The 13,217-nt window shown below is 37.2% G+C and carries 16 protein-coding genes; 8 read left to right on the forward strand and 8 right to left on the reverse strand.

The genetic code is table 11. The features are described from left to right. Positions 1 to 208 precede the first annotated feature (208 nt). The 8 genes from LG369_RS03975 to LG369_RS04010 all read right to left on the reverse strand — a co-directional run bounded on the left by LG369_RS03975 (position 209) and on the right by LG369_RS04010 (position 7,766). A complete protein-coding gene (locus LG369_RS03975; RefSeq protein WP_070678929.1) occupies positions 209 to 952 on the reverse strand; it encodes a CPBP family intramembrane glutamic endopeptidase in 744 nt (247 codons plus the stop codon). A gap of 122 nt (positions 953 to 1,074) precedes the next feature. Further along, a complete protein-coding gene (locus LG369_RS03980) occupies positions 1,075 to 2,625 on the reverse strand; it encodes a ClC family H(+)/Cl(-) exchange transporter (RefSeq protein ID WP_225750320.1) in 1,551 nt (516 codons plus the stop codon). A gap of 15 nt (positions 2,626 to 2,640) precedes the next feature. Next, positions 2,641 to 3,420, reverse strand: a complete 780-nt coding sequence (locus tag LG369_RS03985; protein ID WP_225750321.1) for a ribonuclease HII — start codon at positions 3,418 to 3,420, stop codon at positions 2,641 to 2,643. Beyond that, positions 3,407 to 4,258 (reverse strand): ribosome biogenesis GTPase YlqF, encoded by an 852-nt coding sequence (gene ylqF, locus LG369_RS03990; RefSeq protein WP_225750322.1) that lies wholly within the window; start codon positions 4,256 to 4,258, stop codon positions 3,407 to 3,409. The genes LG369_RS03985 and ylqF overlap by 14 nt, the downstream gene beginning before the upstream one ends. Before the next feature lie 148 nt (positions 4,259 to 4,406). Next, positions 4,407 to 5,381, reverse strand: a complete 975-nt coding sequence (gene pta, locus LG369_RS03995; RefSeq protein WP_049496230.1) for a phosphate acetyltransferase — start codon at positions 5,379 to 5,381, stop codon at positions 4,407 to 4,409. Between the two features lie 15 nt (positions 5,382 to 5,396). Beyond that, a complete protein-coding gene (locus LG369_RS04000) occupies positions 5,397 to 6,296 on the reverse strand; it encodes an RluA family pseudouridine synthase (protein ID WP_225750323.1) in 900 nt (299 codons plus the stop codon). Continuing rightward, the gene (locus LG369_RS04005) at positions 6,293 to 7,111 is read right to left on the reverse strand and encodes an NAD kinase (RefSeq protein ID WP_004252947.1); all 819 of its coding nucleotides are present in this window, start codon (positions 7,109 to 7,111) and stop codon (positions 6,293 to 6,295) included. The genes LG369_RS04000 and LG369_RS04005 overlap by 4 nt, the downstream gene beginning before the upstream one ends. Further along, positions 7,095 to 7,766: a GTP pyrophosphokinase family protein gene (locus tag LG369_RS04010; RefSeq protein ID WP_004252944.1), complete on the reverse strand. Its 672-nt coding sequence runs from the start codon at positions 7,764 to 7,766 to the stop codon at positions 7,095 to 7,097. The genes LG369_RS04005 and LG369_RS04010 overlap by 17 nt, the downstream gene beginning before the upstream one ends. A gap of 133 nt (positions 7,767 to 7,899) precedes the next feature. Between LG369_RS04010 and LG369_RS04015 the strand changes: the two genes are divergently transcribed. The 8 genes from LG369_RS04015 to LG369_RS04050 all read left to right on the forward strand — a co-directional run bounded on the left by LG369_RS04015 (position 7,900) and on the right by LG369_RS04050 (position 13,216). Further along, complete coding sequence (locus LG369_RS04015; RefSeq protein WP_225750324.1) at positions 7,900 to 8,469, forward strand: CYTH domain-containing protein; 570 nt, start codon at positions 7,900 to 7,902, stop codon at positions 8,467 to 8,469. Between the two features lie 121 nt (positions 8,470 to 8,590). Continuing rightward, positions 8,591 to 9,541 (forward strand): ribose-phosphate diphosphokinase, encoded by a 951-nt coding sequence (locus LG369_RS04020; RefSeq protein WP_049496220.1) that lies wholly within the window; start codon positions 8,591 to 8,593, stop codon positions 9,539 to 9,541. Positions 9,542 to 9,556: 15 nt separating this feature from the next. Then, entirely contained in the window at positions 9,557 to 10,672 is a 1,116-nt protein-coding gene (locus tag LG369_RS04025; protein WP_225750325.1) for a cysteine desulfurase family protein, read from the forward strand. A gap of 5 nt (positions 10,673 to 10,677) precedes the next feature. Further along, entirely contained in the window at positions 10,678 to 11,025 is a 348-nt protein-coding gene (locus tag LG369_RS04030; protein ID WP_004252935.1) for a DUF1831 domain-containing protein, read from the forward strand. 9 nt (positions 11,026 to 11,034) lie between these two features. Next, the gene (locus LG369_RS04035) at positions 11,035 to 11,250 is read left to right on the forward strand and encodes a DUF4649 family protein (RefSeq protein WP_004252933.1); all 216 of its coding nucleotides are present in this window, start codon (positions 11,035 to 11,037) and stop codon (positions 11,248 to 11,250) included. 82 nt (positions 11,251 to 11,332) lie between these two features. Further along, entirely contained in the window at positions 11,333 to 11,974 is a 642-nt protein-coding gene (locus LG369_RS04040) for a redox-sensing transcriptional repressor Rex (protein ID WP_070678918.1), read from the forward strand. Positions 11,975 to 11,989: 15 nt separating this feature from the next. Beyond that, a complete protein-coding gene (locus LG369_RS04045; protein WP_225750326.1) occupies positions 11,990 to 12,679 on the forward strand; it encodes a gamma-glutamyl-gamma-aminobutyrate hydrolase family protein in 690 nt (229 codons plus the stop codon). Between the two features lie 24 nt (positions 12,680 to 12,703). Next, entirely contained in the window at positions 12,704 to 13,216 is a 513-nt protein-coding gene (locus tag LG369_RS04050; protein ID WP_225750327.1) for a hypothetical protein, read from the forward strand. Position 13,217: the final 1 nt, after the last annotated feature.

Genomic DNA, 13,217 nt, shown 5'->3' on the forward strand with positions numbered 1-13,217 from the left:
TTTAAAGCCAATTATACTCAATTATGTACTTTATTTAAGCGAAAACTAAAAATTGTTCAAATGACATTAACTCTTAGTTTTTCTACCAATGTTTAAATAACTTTTACATAACCTTATAATTTTCTCTAAAATCAATAAAATCCAAATCAATAAAGTGATTTGGATTTTTAACTCTCTATTAAATGTTCAAAATTATTCTAAATACTATTTAATATGTTTTATACTTAACTTTGCTAGACATTACTAGATAACACGATGCAACAATAACAATAATTCTGATTAGATACATTCCGTAATGGTCGTCACTCGTAGTCAATTGAGAAAATACATTAATCATTGAATGTGTCATCACACAAATCCAGAGATTTTTTGTTTTAAAATAAAGAGCTGAAAGAATAAACGAATTTGTCAGCAACCCAAATAAGAAAGGTACTATTTGAAGGATGGCTAGAGAACCATCTATATAAAAGAACAATAAATGCCAAATTGACCATATGATAAATGTTAAAATTGTCGCTTGAAAATAGTGGAACTTTTCTTGTAAAAGTGGCTGAAATACATATCTCCAACCAATTTCCTCCAAACCGCCAAATACAATAAACTTGAAAAACATCAGAAAAGGAAGATACCAGATAAATTGTACGATTTTCCCCCAAAAAAATAGAAAAGAGAAATCAAGAATAATAAGAAAAAATGCTAATAAATAATGTTTGTAACTGGTCTGAATGTTAAAAAAATCTTTTATTATTTTCTTTAAATCAATCTCATAATAGCAAATAGCAGCAATGCTACCCCATAAGGCTGTAGAGATTCCACCAATCATTACTCCGAAAATATTTACTAGAACAGAATGAAACCCATAATGATTGCAGAAAAATACAACTAAACAAACTAATAATAATTGACTAAAAGTCCCAAGTAAATAAACTGAAAGAGCTTTATTTCTACTCATAGCATCTCCCTTTGGTTATAAAAAACAGTCTAAGAGTTACATTGTAAGCATAAATTAAATTATGTAATAAATATATCCTCTATTCTTTTTGTTTCTAAATATACATAACTTAAATTATGTTTTTATAGTAATAAATCTTTCACTTTTCCAATTTCACTTTTTGGAATCACGAGATGAATCATATCACCTAGATACATCCTTGTAGATCCATTAACTGTCTTACTTTTCCCATTATGTACTTGGGTTGTGATGAGTACGTTGTGTGGTAAATTGAGTTCATGTACTTGCTTACCAGCTATTTTGTCTGATACTGGAATTTCAATTAGGGTAATTTCTCCATCATCAGTTGCTGTTTCAGGTAACATTTTTTCTAGCATAGCTTCATAGACGGGCGCCCCTTTGAGCAGATCCATAACAATATAAGCAACTAGGGTAACCATCCCTAAAGGCATTAGATTTCGGATATCTCCGACCATCTCAGTCACAAGAATCATAGCTGTCAAAGGTGCTTTTGAGATAGCACCAAAATACCCACTCATCCCCAGAATTACAAATATAGGAAATTGCTGCTGGCTAACGAGGCCAAGATTGACACAAATAACACCGACCAGAGCACCAAGTAAAGATCCTAAAGCTAAAATTGGTAGGAAAATTCCACCAGGAAGTCCACTTCCGTAACTAATCATGCTCCAGATAAAGCGAATGATGAAGTAAAGGAAGAGAATTTGGAAGCTAAAATCTTGTTCTGTTAAGGATAAGACAACCTGATTTCCCCCACCAAGTATCTGTGGTAGGAAGATTCCCACTGGAATGATAAGAAGAAAGGCTAGAATAGGATAATAGGCCTTATCCAGATGAATCTTTTGACCAATCCAATCATATACTTTCCCGACATTTAGAACGGCTTTCTCATATAGATATCCAGAAACTCCAAGAAAAATCCCCATAACCAGATAAATCCAATATTGACTAAGACTCATTTGAGGAATATTATCAGGCATATCAAGCACAGGTGTTAAGCCAAAGATGAGAAGGGAAACAAAGTTTGCTACTAGACTAGCAGCCAAGGTAGAAACCCAGAAGAATCGTGAAAAATGGTGATAGACTTCTTCTACTACAAATAATAAGCCCGCAATAGGTGCATTAAAGGCTGCAGCAAGTCCAGCAGCAGCTCCGCTAGCAATCAAAGAACGCTCCTCAACAGGGCTAGACTTGAGCCATTTAGCAATTCCTTTTCCTCCAGCGGCACCTAGCTGAATACTGGGACCTTCACGACCGAGCATAAGCCCACTCGCAATGGCCAAAATACCAAGAATATATTTCTTCCAGAGGATACTCCACCAGTTGAGAGACATGAGACCTTTTAACTCCGCTTCAACTTGAGGAATACCAGAACCTTTGATATCTTTTTCTGAACGTGTTAATTTGGCACTAAGTAAGCAAATGAGGATATAAAACAATAAAATAATCAATAGATTCCGTATCAGATTCTCTTGGTCATGATAAAATCCTTGAACGATATGAAAGCCTTTTTCGATTAAAAATCGAAATGATCCTACAATAATTCCTACGACTAATCCGACAATAATACCTCGCCCAACTTGAGCTAAGATCGTACTGGACGCGAAAGCAAATTCTTTCTTGGAACTAAGTATTTCCGACTGTTCCTCCATAATTCTCTCCTTTAATTATCTTTTACTAGTTTCTGAAATGGTCGTTTTAATCGGTTCAAAACTGGTGCGATGAATAGGTGTGACACCGTGCTTTTCAATTCCTTCTAGATGCTTAGCAGTTCCATAGCCAGCATTTTGAGCAAAATCATAGCCTGGAAATTCTTCGTCATAGTTAGCCATGATCTTATCTCTGGTAACTTTAGCTATAATCGATGCTGCTGCAATAGATAAGGAGTTGGCATCCCCTTTGATGATGGATGTCTGAGAAATCGGCAAATCCAACTTCATAGCATCAATCAAAAGATGTTCTGGCTGAGGTTCAAGTTGAGAGATAGCTTCATTCATGGCTAGTTTCGTCGCTTCATAGATATTAACTTGGTCAATGACATGATTGTCCATAATCCCGATACCGATTGCTAGGGCATTCTCTTTGACAGCCTGAAAAATCTCCTCGTGTTTTTTCTTAGGAATTTTTTTGCTGTCATTTAAACCATTAATTTTACAATTTTGAGGTAAAATCACTGCAGCAGCCACCACTGGACCAGCTAGCGGACCACGTCCAACCTCATCTACACCTGCAATTAGGTTAATCCCCTGAACGTAAAGTTCTTTTTCATATCGAAGCATAGCTTCTAAGCGAAGATTTTCATCTATTTCTGCTTGGATGGCCTTTTTACGCTTTTCAATTTCCTTTTGGACACCTGAACGAAAATCTTTTTCAAATTCCTTAAAAAAGGGACTTTCAAGATCAGTTATCTTTGCTAATTCTTCTTTGATTTCTTTAATCGTTGTCATTGAGATCATCCAATGTATCTAAGGTATAGTTACCAAGTTTTCCATCACGAACTTCTTTGACAAAAAGGTTGTAAAAACGGTCGTAATCATCACGAAAACCTAGGATGCGAGTCATATCCATAATGATTTCTGGAGCTTCATCGTTCAGATTCATTTGTTTAAAACGTTCTTGAAGCTTCTCGGGGTAATGTGTTTTAAAGTAATTGAGACCGAAAATCGTTACCTCATCCATTGGAAGTAACTGATCCTTGATGGCTCCCGTAAGTGCAAGTTTAAGGGCGACGGTTTCATCTTCAAATTTTGGCCAGAGAATTCCTGGAGTATCCAAAATTTCTAAATCCTTATTGGTTTTAAGCCATTGCTGGCCTTTTGTCACACCAGGCTTGTTTCCAACTACAGCAATTTTCTTACCAGCCAAACGGTTCATCAGAGTTGACTTTCCTGCGTTTGGAATCCCAATAATCATTGTACGTAAGGTCTCGATTTGAATACCACGTTCTTTTTGACGAGCAATCTTATCAGCCATGAGTTTCTTTGCAGCATCGGTCACGACTTTTACCGTAATTTGCTCTTTAGAGTTGATAGCAAGCGTTTGAATTCCTTGCGATTCAAAGTGCTGACGCCACTCTTTTGTTAATGCTGGGTCTGCAAGGTCTGCCTTGTTCAGAATCAATAGTCTTGGTTTGTCCCCGATGATTTTAGTCAGCATTGGATTTTGGCTAGACAAGGGCAAGCGTGCATCCACTAAAACTGTCACAAAATCAACAAATTTTAAATTATCCTGGACCTGACGACGTGCCTTAGACATGTGTCCAGGAAACCATTGAATAGTTGCCATTTTATTTCCTTTTCTTCATACAAACTTATTCTATAAAACATAGATGATTACTGACTATTTTACCATATTTTGGCTATTTTTGCAGATGAATGATATTTTAATAAAAAGGAAATCCCCCTTTACCAATAGGAAAAGAGGGATACCATTCTTATTGATGAACAGCTTGTGCTGCTGTAATTAGAGTTAGTTTGTAAACATCGTCAGAGTTACATCCACGTGAAAGGTCATTTACTGGTTTGTTAAGTCCTTGCAAAACAGGTCCAACTGCAGCAAATCCCCCTAGACGTTCTGCCATCTTGTAACCAATGTTACCAGCTTCAATACCTGGGAAGATAAAGACATTAGCTTGTCCAGCTACATTACTTCCTGGTGCTTTAAGAGCTGCAGTTTCTGGAACAAAGGCAGCGTCAAATTGCAACTCACCATCGATTTCAAGGTCAGGACGCAAGTCGTGTGCGATTTTTGTTGCTTCAACTACCTTGTCAACACTTTCGCCAAAACCTGAGCCTTTAGTTGAATAGCTAAGCATAGCAATTTTAGGTTCAATACCAAACATTTTAGCAGTGATAGCAGAGTTAATAGCAATTTCAGCTAGAGCGTCAGCATCTGGGTTGATGTTGATAGCACAGTCACCAAACAAGTAACGTTCAGTGCCACGAACCATAAGGAAGGCACCTGATGTACGGCTCACATTAGGACGAGTCTTAATGATTTGAAGAGCTGGACGAACTGTTGAAGCTGTAGAGTGAATAGCTCCTGAAACCATACCATCAACCAAGCCCATATAAACTAACATAACACCAAAGTAGTTAACATCGTTGATGAGTACTTCTCTCGCTTCTTCTTCTGTCATTTTTCCTTTACGACGTTCAACAAGTGAAGCTACCATATCTTCAAATTGAGGGTAATGTTCTGGATCGATGACTTCGTATCCCTCTGTAATTCCTTCGATTTCGAGATAGATTTTAATTTTGTCAGGGTTTCCTAGGAGTACAGGGATAACTTCTGTTTCTTTTACCAAGCGCTTCGTTGCTTGTAGGATACGTGGTTCTTCACCTTCAGGTAGAACGATGCGTGCATTTTTACCAACTAGGTTGGCTTTCAAACTTTCAAAAACTTCCATGAGTTTTGACTCCTTTTAAGATAAATTATTATTTGATAACTGTGTAATAAGTGTGTCGAAATCATCCGGCAGTGGGCATTCTAGCTCTAACTGCTCTTCTAAGAAAGGATGATAGAACGATAAGTAATGGCAATGTAGAGCCTGGCGCTCGATGCCATGTTCTAAGCTTCCCCCATAAAGATCATCTCCGAGCAACGGAAAACCAATATGCGAGAAATGAACCCGAATCTGGTGGGTTCTCCCGGTGTGGAGACGAATATCAACTAAGTGAATATTCCCATAAGATGCCACAATTTGATAGGACGTATGGGCATATTTTCCACCCTTTGCTACTCGTCGAGTGATGATAGAATCTTCATCCCGGGCTATTGGAGCGATGATTTCTCCCTGAGGTTCCAGATGACCATCCCCCTTGACTAAGGCGTAATAACGCTTTTCAATAGCTTTTTTTTGCAATTGCTTGTCTAATCTGGCATGCGCATAGCCGTGTTTAGCAAAAAGCATCAATCCAGAAGTATCTCTATCAAGTCGAGTCACAATATGAACCTGCTGATTCTCATAGTTTTGTTTTACATAGTAGCCCTTAATAAAGTTGGCAATGGTATTAGAATGATTGACACTAGGGATTGAAGCGACTCCAAAGGGTTTGTTGATAATCAAGAAATGATCATCTTCAAATAGAATATCTAGAGGATAATCAATTGTTTCAAGTGTCTCGAATCCTTCCTCTGGCGGAATATCAATGACGACTTCATCTCCAATATCTAAGAGATAGGTTGCATTCTGCGGATGCCCGTTAACTCGAATATCACCACCTCGAAACTTAATCTTGGCAAGTAACCCTTTTGAAACTTCATGTTTTTTCAAAAAGGTTTTGACCTTGACATGTTCGTCGGCAATAAACTGAAACCTCATTCGTCCACCTCACCAATAAAGGCATCTTTGACACGATTCCAAAAACTGGTGTGGCTTGGCGTGGCTACAAAATGAATCTTGTGGTGATCAATCTGATACTCTATTTTCTCAATATTTCGGAAAGAATAAATACTATTATCGATTGAGATTGTGTGATAGTCATTTCGAGTTGGTATCAATTCAATCTTGTCTTTTTTAGGAACAATAATTGATGAACCTAGTGTGCGGTAGATTCTGTTGTTCAAACTAGCAATTTCAGCCAATTGTAGGGCCTCTATAGTCGGGTGCAGTACTGCTCCACCAAGTGATTTATTATAAGCAGTACTTCCAGTCGGCGTTGAAACGGTTAGGCCGTCACCACGAAAGCGTTCGAAGGGAACATGGTTAATAATGACATCAGCAACCATAGTTCGATCCGCTCGACGAATGCTAGCTTCATTTAGTGCTCGGAAAGACTTGACTTCACCATTTTCGAGAAATATTTTGACACTTAGGAGTGGATAAGACACTTGAGCACCGTTATCCAACTGTAAATTTGTAACCAATTGGTCCAACTCAAAATCACGATAATCCGTATAAAAACCTAAATGTCCTGTATGAACCCCAACAAAACGAACCTTATCCAGTTGGTTTTCATACTTATGAAAAGCAGACAACAACATCCCATCTCCACCAATAGAGACGACGATATCTGGATTTTTATCATTCAGGATAAAATTATTCTTTTTTAATCGTTCTTTTAACTCGAATAGAACTTTCTGACTCTGAGGCTTACGGTTGGCAATAAGGTCAATTCGTTTACCTGTATTCTTCATCGGTATCGTCACTGTTTCCTACCCCGTCATTTAATTTTCTGTGCAAAGGATCAAAGAGCGCTTGTGCTTCCTGGATATCAGCACGTATTTTACTCATTTCTTCGTCTAGCTGATGTGAAATTCTGGCTGTAATCTCGAGTCGTTCCTTGATTTCCTCTGGGAAATCTCCTTGATATTTATAATTGAGAGAATGCTCGATTGTAGCCCAAAAGTTCATAGCCAAGGTACGAATTTGAATCTCAACTAGAATGGTTTTTGCACCGTAAATCGTATCAACCATATACTCAATAATCACATGGTAAGAACGATAACCCGAAGCCTTTCGATGAGTAATGTAATCACGTTCTTGAACAACTCTCATATCCTGTCTTTTACGAAGGATAGAAACAACTTCATTTACGTCGTCTACGAATTGAACCATGACACGTAAACCTGCAATATCTTGCAAATCCTGTTCAAGTGTGTCATAGCCAATACCCCGGCGTGCCATTTTCTCTTTGATACTTTCAATCGGTTTAACCCGACCTGTGACAAACTCGATTGGAGAATGTCGGTTTTGTTTTCTGTATTGTTTTCGGATTCCTCGGAGTTTTATTTTTAATTCTCCGACAGCTTGAATGTAAGGATCTAAAAATTCTTCCCATTCTGTAATCATATTACTCTTACGTCCAATTCTCTATGCAGTTTCATTTATCTAGTTTTTGATTTTCTCATGAAAATCATATACAATAAATACAATGCTTATTATACCATAAATCGCTTTCAAATATAAAGAAAAGGTTGTAAAAATGAAACATTTAGAAATAGAAATGAAAACACTTCTTAGCAAAGAAGAATATGATCGATTGCTAACTCAATTTTCAGAAGTCACTCCTGTTACTCAAAAAAATTACTACCTAGATACGCCTGATTTTTATCTTCGCCAGCATAAAATCGCTATGCGCATTCGTACGTTCGATACAAGCGCAGAATTGACTATTAAGATTCCTCAAGAAGTCGGAAATATGGAATACAACCAAGCCCTTACTCTTGAGGAAGCTAAATATTGTCTTGAAAATTGTAAACTCCCCCAGGGGATGATTCTAGAAGAACTAAAAAGTCGAGGACTTTCAACAAGTGGTTGGGTGGTTTTAGGTTGCCTAACTACTGTTCGTTACGAAAAAGAAACAGCTATTGGACTCATGGCGCTTGACCAAAGCCGCTACTTTGATATTGTAGATTATGAACTAGAGCTAGAGGTTGAGAATGGTGACCAAGGAAGTCTTGATTTTCAGGAGTTTTTACAAGTAAATGAGATCCAATACAAGAAAGCCCCTTCTAAATTAGTACGATTTATAGAAAATATGAAAAAAAACTGAAATTATCTTCTTTTTTTGATAAAATAGAAGAGATAAAAATAATAGAATCTGTGAAAGAAAACACTTTCCTTAAAAAATGTTTTTTCACCGATTTACTTAGTTTATAGAGGACGGTTTATCAATGTCAGATACAAAGAATATGAAGCTTTTTTCACTTTCATCCAATCATGAAATTGCTCAAAAAATTGCAGATGCTGCAGGTGTTCCACTTGGAAAGTTATCATCACGTCAATTCTCCGATGGTGAAATCCAGGTTAATATCGAAGAAAGTGTTCGTGGATATGATGTTTATATCATCCAATCAACAAGCTACCCTGTAAATAACCACTTGATGGAACTATTAATCATGGTTGATGCCTGTGTTCGTGCTAGTGCAAATACCATTAACGTTGTGCTTCCATACTTTGGTTATGCTCGTCAAGACCGTATTGCTTCTTCTCGAGAACCTCTTACAGCTAAACTTGTTGCAAATATGTTGGTAAAAGCTGGAGTTAGCCGTGTTTTGACACTGGACCTTCATGCTGTTCAGGTACAAGGTTTCTTTGATATTCCTGTAGATAACCTCTATACAATTCCGCTATTTGCAAAACACTACATTGATAAAGGTTTAACTGGTCCAGATGTGGTTGTTGTCAGCCCTAAAAACTCAGGTGTAAAACGTGCTCGTAGCCTTGCTGAATACCTTGATGCTCCGATTGCTATCATTGACTATGCCCAAGATGATTCTGAACGTAGTCAAGGTTACATTATCGGAGAGGTTGAAGGTAAGAAAGCAATCTTAATCGATGACATTCTTAATACAGGCCGTACTTTCTCTGAAGCTGCTAAAATTTTGGAACGCGATGGTGCTACTGAAATCTACGCGGTATCCAGCCATGGATTGTTCGTCAACGGTGCTGCGGAGTTGTTGGATGAAGCTAATATCAAGGAAGTCTTGGTTACAGATTCTGTATTGACAGAAAGTAAAAAACCTAAGAATGTACAATATATTACCGCAAGCGAACTAATTGGTGATGCCATGGTTCGTATTCATGAAAGAAAACCAGTTAGTCCACTATTTAAATTTAAATAGAAATTAGGTGAGTTTTTGATTTATTTAGATAATGCTGCTACGACACCCATGTCATCTGCAGCTATCTCAGCAATGACTCAAGTCATGCAGGAGACTTATGGCAATCCTTCTAGTATTCACGGTCATGGGCGCCAGGCAGGTAAATTATTACGTGAAGCCCGTCAAGAATTAGCAGGTTTACTAGGTACAAAGCCCCAACACATTTTCTTCACCTCTGGTGGTACAGAAAGTAATAATACAGCTATTATCGGCTACTGTCTTCGTCATCAAAATCGCGGAAAACACATTATTACTACTGCTATTGAGCATCACGCTGTGCTTGAGCCAATTGAATATTTGGTTGAAAATTTTGGGTTTGAAGTGACTATTTTAAAACCCGACAATCAAGAAATCACTGCAGATCAAGTCAAAAATGCTCTGCGTGAAGATACTATTCTCGTTTCAACTATGTATGTTAACAATGAAACAGGTACTCTTTTACCAATCGCTGAAATTGGTCAGATTTTAAAAGTCCATTCAGCAGCTTATCATGTAGATGCTGTTCAAGCTGTCGGGAAGCTAGAGATTCTTCCTGAAGAACTAGGAATAGATTTCCTCAGTGCCTCTGCTCATAAATTTCACGGTCCAAAGGGTATCGGTTTCCTATACGCTGCTTCTTCAGATTTTGATCCTTATCTACATGGTGGAGATCAAGAACAGAAAAAAAGAGCAGGGACAGAAAACCTTCCCGCAATTATAGGTATGGTTGCAGCTCTTAAGGACGATATAGATCATCTAGAGGCTAACTTTAATAAAGTTCAAAAACTACAGAAAGTTTTTCTAACTGAAATGGCTGGATCAACCTATTATCTCAATCAAGGTAAAGAGCAACTCCCTTATGTCCTAAATATCGGATTTCCGGGACAACGCAACGATCTACTACTGCTTCGTTTAGACCTTGAAGGTATTTCTATTTCAACAGGTTCTGCTTGTACAGCTGGTGTTGTTCAGGTCAGTCATGTTCTTCAAGCCTTCTACGGAGAAGAATCCCCTCGCTTACACGAGTCTGTACGCGTCAGCATTTCACCTCAAAATACAGAACAAGAAATGATAACTCTTGCTAAAACTCTTAAAAATATCATCGGAGGATAAACTTAATGGCATTTGAACAAACGATTAAACTTAAAAATTGTCGTTACGAATACACACTTAGTCCAACTGTTAAAAAATTTACGCTTAAAGATAATACTTTTTTTGAAACTAAAGTTGGGAACTATGAATTAACGCGTCTACTTGAAAAAGTTCCAAATAGCGGAGAAGGATTCCAACTTAAGATTATCATCAACAAAGACTTAACTGGTGTAAAAATCAATATCACTGATAAATTTGGTCTACGTTTAGTTGATATCTTCAAATCAGAAGAAACTCATATCCACCAAGAGAAATTCTACTTTTTGATGGATAGCCTGGTTGAACGTGGCGTATTTACAAAAAGCGAAAGATAGAAGGTCATTATGTTTCGATTAACTTACAAGGACTCCTATCAAGTAGAGCGTGTGCAAGAATACGAAGACTATGAAGCTCTTATGCTCTCTCTATCAGGTTGTGTAACTCTCCCTGATACTACTCATATTACTTCATTAACACATGATGGAGTTGAAATCTATCAAGGACTTCTTGGTAACCTCTACCGCTTTTTAAGAACTTACCACGAAACTAAGATAAACTAAGATTTTTTCTTAGTTTTTTTTCGTTATTGTTGCAATTTTCACAAGCTTTCTATAAAATAGTAGATAGAAAGGTTGTGATTTTGTGAAAGAAAAACAGTCTGCTATTCCTAAAGCAACAGCAAAGAGACTTTCTCTCTATTACCGTATTTTTAAAAGATTTAATGCCGAGAAAATTGAAAGAGCTAATTCCAAACAAATTGCAGAAGCGATTGGAATTGATTCTGCCACTGTTCGTCGTGACTTCTCTTACTTTGGTGAACTTGGACGTCGTGGATTTGGCTATGATGTCAAAAAGCTCATGAACTTTTTCGCTGATCTTTTAAATGATAATTCTATTACCAATGTTATGCTTGTGGGTATTGGAAATATGGGACATGCCCTCCTCCACTACCGCTTTCATGAGCGTAATAAAATGAAAATCATCATGGCTTTTGACCTAGATGATCATCCTGAGGTTGGTACCAAGACACCCGACGGTGTCCCAATCTATGGAATCTCTCAAATAAAGGATAAAGTTAAGGATAGTGATGTTAAAACTGCTATTCTTACTGTTCCTAGTGTTAAATCTCAAGAAGTTGCGGAACTTTTGGTTGATGCTGGTATCAAAGGTATCCTCAGTTTTTCTCCTGTTCACCTACATCTTCCTAAAGACGTAGTTGTTCAGTATGTCGATCTTACTAGCGAACTTCAAACCCTCCTCTATTTCATGCGAAAAGAGGATTAGAAAGCGAATTGATTTATGAAAAAACCAGTTATTGGGATTACAGGAAACGAAAAAGCCCATCCAGACGATGAGCTTATGATGAGTTATGCTGCCAAAGGCTTTGTTGAAGGAGTTAAGGAAGCTGGAGGTATCCCCATTATCCTACCAATTGGTGATGAAGAAATGGCCGGTTACTACATTAGTTTAATTGATAAACTTATTTTAACTGGTGGACAAAACGTTGACCCTAAATACTATGGTGAGCCCAAAGCTATTGATAGCGACGATTACCACCTTCAACGTGATATTTTTGAGTTAGCCCTCATTAAAGAAGCAATCAAGCAAAAGAAACCAATTTTTTCTGTTTGTCGTGGTACTCAACTTTTTAACGTAGCCATGGGCGGGTCTCTTTATCAAGATATCGAAGATCATTGGCAAGATACTTCCGCTGAATACACTACTCAGCGACTTGTCACCGAACCAGATACTATTCTAAGAGAAATCTATGGAGAAATCTCTCATATCAATTCTTTCCACCATCAGAGCATCAAAGATTTAGCTCCTAATCTTAAGGTTGTAGCACATGATCCTAAAGATGGTATTATCGAGGCTGTAACAACTACGAACGGCTTTCCTTATCTTGGTGTTCAATGGCATCCTGAATTTCTCTTTGAAAATCGCCCCAAAGATAAAACACTTTTCGACTATGTCGTTAATGAATTATAAATTGGATAAATTAGTTAATTAATTATGAATGAACTTACCCCACCTTCTACTCATGACCTTTTGAAAGATTTAGATGTTCTTGTTTTCTCATCTGTTAAGAGCAAGGAATTTGATCATTTCTCAACCTATAAGGAAAAGAAAATTGAGGTTTGCTTTCAACTTTCTAATCTATACAGACTTTTAACAGCTGAAAGTTATCAATCATTTTCTAAGGATAAAGAGAATTTTGATAAACTTTCTCAAAAAGAAAAACAAAAGCAACTCAAAGAATGGTCTAAAAAGGCAAAACCATTTTGTAAAAAGGCAGATGCTAAATTTAAAGGCAGATTTCGTTCTTCGCTTGTTTTTTACAGAGATATCTTGATCCACTCAAAAAAGTATTATAAAATTGAAGACTTCAATGCTATTATTGACTTTATCGTGCAAGAAAAGTTGCTAGTCCCTACAATTGATCCTCTTCCTAAAATTGATATGAACGAAGTTGACTCCTATGCTTTACAAGCGTTTGAGCAGGGTCCCCTAAACTTCAAAAAATAAT

The organism is Streptococcus sp. Marseille-Q4154 (assembly GCF_916700545.1).
Classification (GTDB): Bacteria; Bacillota; Bacilli; order Lactobacillales; family Streptococcaceae; genus Streptococcus; species Streptococcus infantis_I.

Bases quoted from the DNA above. Each gene is read 5' to 3' on its own strand.
- LG369_RS03975 (WP_070678929.1), bottom strand. From the start codon at position 952: ATGAGTAGAAATAAAGCTCTTTCAGTTTATTTACTTGGGACTTTTAGT.
- LG369_RS03980 (WP_225750320.1), bottom strand. From the start codon at position 2,625: ATGGAGGAACAGTCGGAAATACTTAGTTCCAAGAAAGAATTTGCTTTC.
- LG369_RS03985 (WP_225750321.1), bottom strand. From the start codon at position 3,420: ATGACAACGATTAAAGAAATCAAAGAAGAATTAGCAAAGATAACTGAT.
- ylqF (WP_225750322.1), bottom strand. From the start codon at position 4,258: ATGGCAACTATTCAATGGTTTCCTGGACACATGTCTAAGGCACGTCGT.
- pta (WP_049496230.1), bottom strand. From the start codon at position 5,381: ATGGAAGTTTTTGAAAGTTTGAAAGCCAACCTAGTTGGTAAAAATGCA.
- LG369_RS04000 (WP_225750323.1), bottom strand. From the start codon at position 6,296: ATGAGGTTTCAGTTTATTGCCGACGAACATGTCAAGGTCAAAACCTTT.
- LG369_RS04005 (WP_004252947.1), bottom strand. From the start codon at position 7,111: ATGAAGAATACAGGTAAACGAATTGACCTTATTGCCAACCGTAAGCCT.
- LG369_RS04010 (WP_004252944.1), bottom strand. From the start codon at position 7,766: ATGATTACAGAATGGGAAGAATTTTTAGATCCTTACATTCAAGCTGTC.
- LG369_RS04015 (WP_225750324.1), top strand. From the start codon at position 7,900: ATGAAACATTTAGAAATAGAAATGAAAACACTTCTTAGCAAAGAAGAA.
- LG369_RS04020 (WP_049496220.1), top strand. From the start codon at position 8,591: ATGTCAGATACAAAGAATATGAAGCTTTTTTCACTTTCATCCAATCAT.
- LG369_RS04030 (WP_004252935.1), top strand. From the start codon at position 10,678: ATGGCATTTGAACAAACGATTAAACTTAAAAATTGTCGTTACGAATAC.
- LG369_RS04035 (WP_004252933.1), top strand. From the start codon at position 11,035: ATGTTTCGATTAACTTACAAGGACTCCTATCAAGTAGAGCGTGTGCAA.
- LG369_RS04045 (WP_225750326.1), top strand. From the start codon at position 11,990: ATGAAAAAACCAGTTATTGGGATTACAGGAAACGAAAAAGCCCATCCA.
- LG369_RS04050 (WP_225750327.1), top strand. From the start codon at position 12,704: ATGAATGAACTTACCCCACCTTCTACTCATGACCTTTTGAAAGATTTA.